This window comes from Streptococcus sp. 2020WUSS084 (assembly GCF_044427445.1).
Classification (GTDB): Bacteria; Bacillota; Bacilli; order Lactobacillales; family Streptococcaceae; genus Streptococcus; species Streptococcus suis.
In genome coordinates, this window is sequence record NZ_JAOTGC010000019.1 from 26,190 (window position 1) to 32,769 (window position 6,580).

Annotated in this window: 5 protein-coding genes, 1 tRNA gene, 1 other RNA gene and 1 pseudogene; 2 read left to right on the forward strand and 6 right to left on the reverse strand. The window is 39.6% G+C overall.

What is annotated here, in order from left to right:
• Window positions 1–116: 116 nt before the first annotated feature.
• Both ODU50_RS09275 and ssrA read right to left on the reverse strand, forming a co-directional pair.
• A tRNA-Ser gene (locus ODU50_RS09275) sits at window positions 117–204 on the reverse strand.
• Between the two features lie 2 nt (window positions 205–206).
• Window positions 207–554, reverse strand: a transfer-messenger RNA (tmRNA) gene (gene ssrA / locus ODU50_RS09280).
• A gap of 109 nt (window positions 555–663) precedes the next feature.
• Between ssrA and ODU50_RS09285 the strand changes: the two genes are divergently transcribed.
• Window positions 664–1,257 carry a TVP38/TMEM64 family protein gene (locus tag ODU50_RS09285; RefSeq protein ID WP_044754852.1) on the forward strand — a complete coding sequence of 198 codons (594 nt, stop codon included), beginning with the start codon at window positions 664–666 and terminating at the stop codon, window positions 1,255–1,257.
• A 192-nt stretch (window positions 1,258–1,449) separates the two neighbouring features.
• Here ODU50_RS09285 and tnpA read toward each other — a convergent pair.
• From tnpA to dnaG, 4 genes and pseudogenes are all read right to left on the reverse strand, one after another.
• Window positions 1,450–1,861 (reverse strand): annotated as a pseudogene (gene tnpA, locus ODU50_RS09290) (IS200/IS605 family transposase).
• Window positions 1,862–2,062: 201 nt separating this feature from the next.
• A complete protein-coding gene (locus ODU50_RS09295) occupies window positions 2,063–2,386 on the reverse strand; it encodes a metal-sulfur cluster assembly factor (RefSeq protein ID WP_044754854.1) in 324 nt (107 codons plus the stop codon).
• 585 nt (window positions 2,387–2,971) lie between these two features.
• Complete coding sequence (rpoD, locus tag ODU50_RS09300) at window positions 2,972–4,090, reverse strand: RNA polymerase sigma factor RpoD (protein WP_002935555.1); 1,119 nt, start codon at window positions 4,088–4,090, stop codon at window positions 2,972–2,974.
• A gap of 2 nt (window positions 4,091–4,092) precedes the next feature.
• Complete coding sequence (gene dnaG / locus ODU50_RS09305) at window positions 4,093–5,883, reverse strand: DNA primase (protein ID WP_044754857.1); 1,791 nt, start codon at window positions 5,881–5,883, stop codon at window positions 4,093–4,095.
• Between the two features lie 181 nt (window positions 5,884–6,064).
• On the opposite strand from dnaG, the gene mscL reads away from it, so the two are divergent.
• The gene (gene mscL, locus ODU50_RS09310) at window positions 6,065–6,430 is read left to right on the forward strand and encodes a large conductance mechanosensitive channel protein MscL (RefSeq protein WP_044754859.1); all 366 of its coding nucleotides are present in this window, start codon (window positions 6,065–6,067) and stop codon (window positions 6,428–6,430) included.
• The last annotated feature ends 150 nt before the right edge of the window (window positions 6,431–6,580 follow it).

Below are 6,580 nucleotides of genomic sequence, written 5' to 3' on the forward strand. Positions count from 1 at the left end.
TCATATTTTTGAAGAAAAACAAGTTTTTTACCATAAAACCTGAACTTTCATTTGTTTTCAGTTGCATCATTCACAGACAAAAAAAGAACGACAATCAGTCGTTCTTCAATAACATACGGAAGACATGGGATTCGAACCCACGCACGCTGTTACACGCCTACCGCGTTTCCAACACGGCCTCTTGAGCCTCTTGAGTAATCTTCCATATATGGAGCTGGTGGGAGTCGAACCCACGTCCAAACACCTGCTAACTTATTCGTCTACAACCATAGGTTATGTCTTGCTTTAACTTGAACTCGATACATAACTCAAACCTAGACCAAGCGAGTCAGTAAATCTCTTTTGGAACTGCCTGACTCAATCCCAACGTAGCTTGCTATTTTAAGACCAATCAGCAAACACAAGCAATTCGCGACTGGTCACGCAGGCAGGTTATTAAGCTGCTAATGCGTAAGTGTTTGTATTTTTTGCAGTTATATTTAACTGGCATTTTTACATCTGCCGATGAGTTGCAGAACAAGCCTCATAATGCCTGTCGAATCCGTAACAACCCCGTAGGATTTGATACAGGAATTATTATAGCAGAATTTTTTATAAATAGCAAAATTATTTTACATTCTCCTTACAATTTAAAAAAATTTTGAAATATGGTAAAATGGGGATATGTATAAATTTTGGCAAAAAACCATTCAAGTATTAAGTATTTTGACCCTTATCGGGACTGCTATTTTTCTGTTTTGGCTCTACAAGATTGGCATTTTGAACGACCAAAATGTCTTAAGCGATTTAATCAAAAGCCAAGGTGCTTTAGGTAGCCTCTCCTTTTTAGCTATTCAGATTATTCAAGTTGTATTTCCGATTATTCCAGGCGGTGTTACGACTGTTGTTGGTTTCCTCGTATTTCATTTTTGGTGGGGATTCTTTCTCAATTATCTTGGAATTTCAATCGGTAGTATCATCCTTTTCTGGCTGGCTCGTCGCTATGGAAAGAAATTTTGTCTCCTCTTCATGTCTGAAGATACATTTTACAAATATGAAAGCAAAATTGATAATAAACGTAGTTATGAAGTTTTCTTTATTCTCTGCATGCTTTCTCCCATTTCTCCAGCTGACATAGTGGTGATGATTACTGGATTAACAAGCATGAGTTATCGGAAATTTATTATTATCACTTTACTTTGTCGCCCTTTCTCAGTTGTGGCCTATAGCTTCTTTTGGATCTATGGAAGCCAATGGTTGCAGCAATTATTAGGATAAAGTGATAACCACCCGTGAAAACGGGTTGCTTGTACACCGGGTATAAGCTGTTTCTCTCCAGCGACGTCTAAAGACGTTCGCTGAACTTCGTTCAGGTTAGTGCTATAATTACTTGACTAATGCCCGTAACAACGGGCTTTTATCTTGTTCTAAAACTACCATCTGGAAATGGATCTTAATACTCTTTGACATTCAAGAATCAAGTGCAATGTCATTTTTCTCCTGCTCGCAAATGTATTTCGCAACTGTCTTTTCATTTAGTTCAACGGTACTCACATAGTAGCCTCTAGCCCAAAACTTTCGATTTCCATACTTATATTTTAAATTAGTATGTTTATCAAATATCATTAGAGCACTTTTGCTTTTTAAGTATCCCATAAAAATCGGAAATCGAAGGTTTTGGAGATATTAAGACAAGCATATGAACATGATCTGGCATCTTGTGCCCCTCAATGATTTCCACGCCTTTGTATATGACGAATAATATGTATCAAGTCCTCTCGAACCTTGTAGTATATCGCCTTACTGAGATATTTTGGTGTGAAAACGATATGATAGAGCACATCCATTTGGTATGTGATAAACTGTAACTGGTTTTAGCCATGCTAAACTAGTCCACTGGACTAGTTTACTCCTCCTTGATCTGACCTGAACAATTAGATTATAACATGAAAAAGAAATGGAAACTCAAAGCCTTGGCAGCCACCAGCATAGCTGGTGGTTTTCTTGTTTTTCTCTTCGAGAAAAACTGGCTCGAAGCCATAATAAAAAAATGGCTTCAAACGTTCGAAACCATTTTATTTTTTTATTTAATTCCTAATGCAATTCGAGCATAACGACTCATTTTTTGAACGGTCCAAGCTGGTGACCAAACCAGTCTCACATCTACTTCTGTTACTTCAGGAACCTCCTTCAGTACATCATGAATTTGATCGGTGATTAAATCAGCTAATGGACACCCCATGGTCGTCAAGGTCATATCAATTTCAGCCTTGCCCTCAATAAATCGGATTTCATAAATTAGCCCTAAATTGATAATATCAATACCTAGCTCAGGGTCAATCACATCTTCAAGAGCATGAAAAATACGCTCCTGAATGTCTTTAATTTGATCTTCTGTGTACGTCATTTTTCTCTCTTTCTTGTTCACAAGTTCAATACTAGAAAAGAAACAAACCAAGTTTGTGTCAAAAAGTCCACTGGACTGCGCTCGTTTCCAGTTTGCAGCGAGCTCCAATAGTCTGGGAGACTATTGGAGGTTGGAAATGAAACAAACGAAGTTTGTATCAAATTAGTCCACTGGACGTTACGCTCCCTTTCTCATTTCAAGGGGAGCGGTTAAAAAGATTCCCCGAATCTTGTCCGCTTTCGTGTTTCTAGGCGGACGTTGAGAAAGCCTATCCGTAGGCTTATTCCTCGCTTTCCTATTTCTAGGCTCGGGTTAAAACACCAAAGGTTAGCCTGCTTTCATATTTCTGGGCAGGCTTCAACAGTCTGGGAGACTGTTGAAGGTTGGAGATGAAACAAACCAAGTTTGTGTCAAAAAGTCCACTGGACGTTACGCTCCCTGTCTCATTTCAAGGGGAGCGGTTAAAAAGATTCCCCGAATCTTGTCCGCTTTCGTGTTTCTAAGCGGCCGTAAAAAACCTCCCCCAGAAAATTAGGCCTGCTCTCTTATTTTCAAGCAGGCGTTAAAAACGTCCACTGGACGTTTTTAATCCTCAATAAAGTCTCTGAGTGGTTTGCTGCGGGATGGGTGGCGGAGTTTGCGAAGGGCTTTGGCTTCGATTTGGCGGATGCGTTCACGGGTTACGTTAAAGACTTTACCAACATCTTCAAGCGTGCGCATTTTACCATCATCTAAACCAAAACGAAGACGCAATACGTTTTCCTCACGGTCAGTAAGAGTATCCAATACCTCATCTAACTGTTCACGAAGAACGACACGAGTTGTGTAATCAACTGGATTTTCAATGACTTCGTCTTCAATAAAATCTCCAAGATGACTATCATCTTCTTCACCAATTGGAGTCTCAAGTGAAACAGGTTCTTGGGCAATCTTGAGGATTTCACGAACTTTCTCAGGCGTCATATCCATACGCTCAGCGATTTGCTCAGGAGTTGGATCTTGGCCCAATTCCTGCAAGAGATTGCGTTGCTCACGGACCAATTTGTTAATGGTTTCTACCATGTGAACAGGAATACGGATTGTACGCGCTTGATCCGCAATGGCACGAGTGATAGCCTGACGAATCCACCAGGTTGCATAGGTTGAAAACTTGAAACCTTTAGAGTAGTCGAACTTGTCAACGGCCTTCATCAAGCCCATGTTTCCTTCTTGGATAAGATCAAGGAACTGCATACCACGCCCTACATAACGCTTAGCAATGGAAACAACCAAACGCAAGTTGGCTTCAGCCAAACGTTGCTTGGCTTCTGGGTCACCTGCTTCAACCGCCAATGCCAATTCTTGCTCTTCCTCGTTGGTCAAAAGAGGTACAACACCAATTTCTTTCAAATACATGCGAACTGGGTCGTTTACTTTTGCAGAAGTGCTTCCGAGCAATTCTTCATCAGATAATTCTGGTTCTTCCTCTACCTGCATAGCACGAGCAGAAGGGTTCCCTTCTTTATCGACAATCGAAATCCCTGCGTCCTGAATACGTTGGAGCAAATCATCGATTCCGTCAGCATCAAGCGTAAATGGAATAACCAGTTGGTCATTGATTTCATCGTCTGTAGCTGACCCTTGTTTTTTATGGTTACGGATAAATTCGGCAACTTGTACATCAAAAGTAGTTACTTCTGTTTTTTTATCTTTTTTATTTGTCATATTTACTCCATTTGTCTTCTTCTATCGAGGAGTTTTTGCAACTCATCGAGGGCAATATCTACATTTCCCACATGGGAATGTTCACGGATTTTCCGTGCTAGGTGCTGGTTCTCCTTCTTTAACAATTCCTTGTCTCGCCGAATTTCTAATTCTTCGATTTCGTGTGGAGACACTTCATTAGGTAAACGTTCTTCCTGCATACGATACCAAGCCTGTTGAGCGGAATCGTTCAACTGTGATAGTTCAAAACTGGTAATTTCCCCAGATTTTTTTAACATATCATAAATAGCTTGCAATTCTGGCGTCGCAAAATAAAAATCTTCTCGTAAACGGAACTCATTGAGAATATAAGGATGTTCAACCATCCGATAAAGTAAATGGTTTTCTGTTCGAATAAGACTCGTTATACGAGCAATCGTTTGGACTGGTGGCAAATAAGACTGACCAGTCTGTGATTGAAATACCTGTTGTGTTCTCTCCTGGCGCTGGTTCAGACGAACAGCATTTACTGCCTGTTCCACCTGATTATAATCAAAGTCAGAAAGTAAATCCGCCACCTTATAAATATAAGAATTTTGAGCTGTAATGGATGATACTTTGGCAATAATTGGTGCAATCTTATCTACAAACTCAATCTGCATTTGTAGATTGTCAGGATTTTCAGGTTTCAAGTATTGAATCAAAAACTCTACATCGCTGATTCGTGACTTGGTTAAAACCTGTTGCAAGGCTTCTTCCGAATTTTTCTGCAAAAATTCATCTGGGTCCATATTATCTGGCAAACTCACGATTTCAACCTGAAAATCTTGTAGTTCGTCCAGCGCCTTCATGGTAGCTGCCTGTCCAGCCTTATCCCCATCATAAGTCAGAACAATTTTCTTACAAAACTTAGCTAGGTGTGCAACATGCTCTCTTGTCAAAGCTGTTCCCATGGAAGCCACTGCATTATCAATCCCTACACGATGAGCAGCAATAACATCTAGAAAACCTTCCATGAGATAGGCTTCACGTTGCTTCTTAATAACCGCTTTAGCCTTGTCCAAATGATACAATTCATAGCTTTTATTGAAAATCGCAGTACTACGAGAGTTTTTATACTTAGCTAATTGTTTATTGTTTCGATCTTCTTCGGTCCAAATCCGACCTGAAAAAGCTACAATTCGACCATATTCATCCGCCAAGGGGAAAATAATCCTCGCTTGAAAGGCGTCATAAATAATATTATTCTCACTTGGATTGAACAAACCCGAATTCAATAGACTTTCTTCGTCATATTGACCAGATAGTTTTTGGTAAAGAATATTCTGTTCGGCCGGAGCTAAGCCTAGCTGGAATGTTTTTATGACATCATCTGTCAAGCCACGTTGGTGTAGATAAGCTCTAGCTTCCTCACCCATTTTGGTTGTCATCAAAAGGGCATGATAAAACTTTGCGGCATCCCGATGAATATCATACAGGACCTGATGCGGACTAATCCTTTTCTCCTCTTGATGATAGGAAGGAGTTATATCTACTTGAAACCCTGCCTTCTCAGCTAAGATAGCTACCGCATCCGCAAAAGAAACACCACGAACTTCTTCGACAAACTTGAATATATCTCCGGACTTACCACATCCAAAACAATGGTAGAACTGCTTATCTTCAATCACATTGAAAGACGGGGTTTTCTCCCCATGAAAAGGGCAAAGACCGACATAATTACGTCCGGCCTTAGTCAAAGCAACCGTTTCACCAATAACGTCAACGATATTGAGAGCTTGTTTTATTTCAGTAATTTTATCCTTTGAAAGCACATTCCCTCCTCATATCATACTAGCTAATTTAAAAAGTGAACACTCTTCCCTTAGTTTAACATACTCTATTGTATACTAAATACGGGAAAATGTAAAATTTCTAAAACAAATTACTTGTAAAATATTTTTTTATGGGTATAATAGGTAAAGTAAAATATTTATGAAAGGACATATTTAGGATATGTTGAAAGATTTAAAAGCATTTTTGTTCCGTGGGAACATTGTTGACCTTGCTGTAGCAGTGGTAATTGGTGGAGCGTTTGGCGCAATTATTAAATCATTTGTTGAAGATATCATCACTCCATTGATTTTAACTCCTGCATTGAAAGCAGCAAACGTTCAAAACATCGCTGATCTTGCTTGGAACGGTGTTAAATACGGTAGCTTCTTGAGCGCTGTTATCAACTTCTTGATTATCGGAACTTCAATGTTCTTCGTTGTTAAAGCAGCTGAGAAAGCAATGCCTAAGAAGGTTGAAGAAGAAGCTCCTGCTGGTCCAACTCAAGAAGAATTGCTTGCAGAAATCCGCGATTTATTGAAAAAATAATCAATAATATTGGAAAACAGGTCTGAACTGCTCCCTGTCAAGTGGACAATGAAATAATAAAAGATTAGGCGACGGCCTTGTTCCTCATTTCAAGAGGGGCAAGGCCGTTGTTGCGTTCTTGAAATCGTTGATGATTATAAAAATAGATGT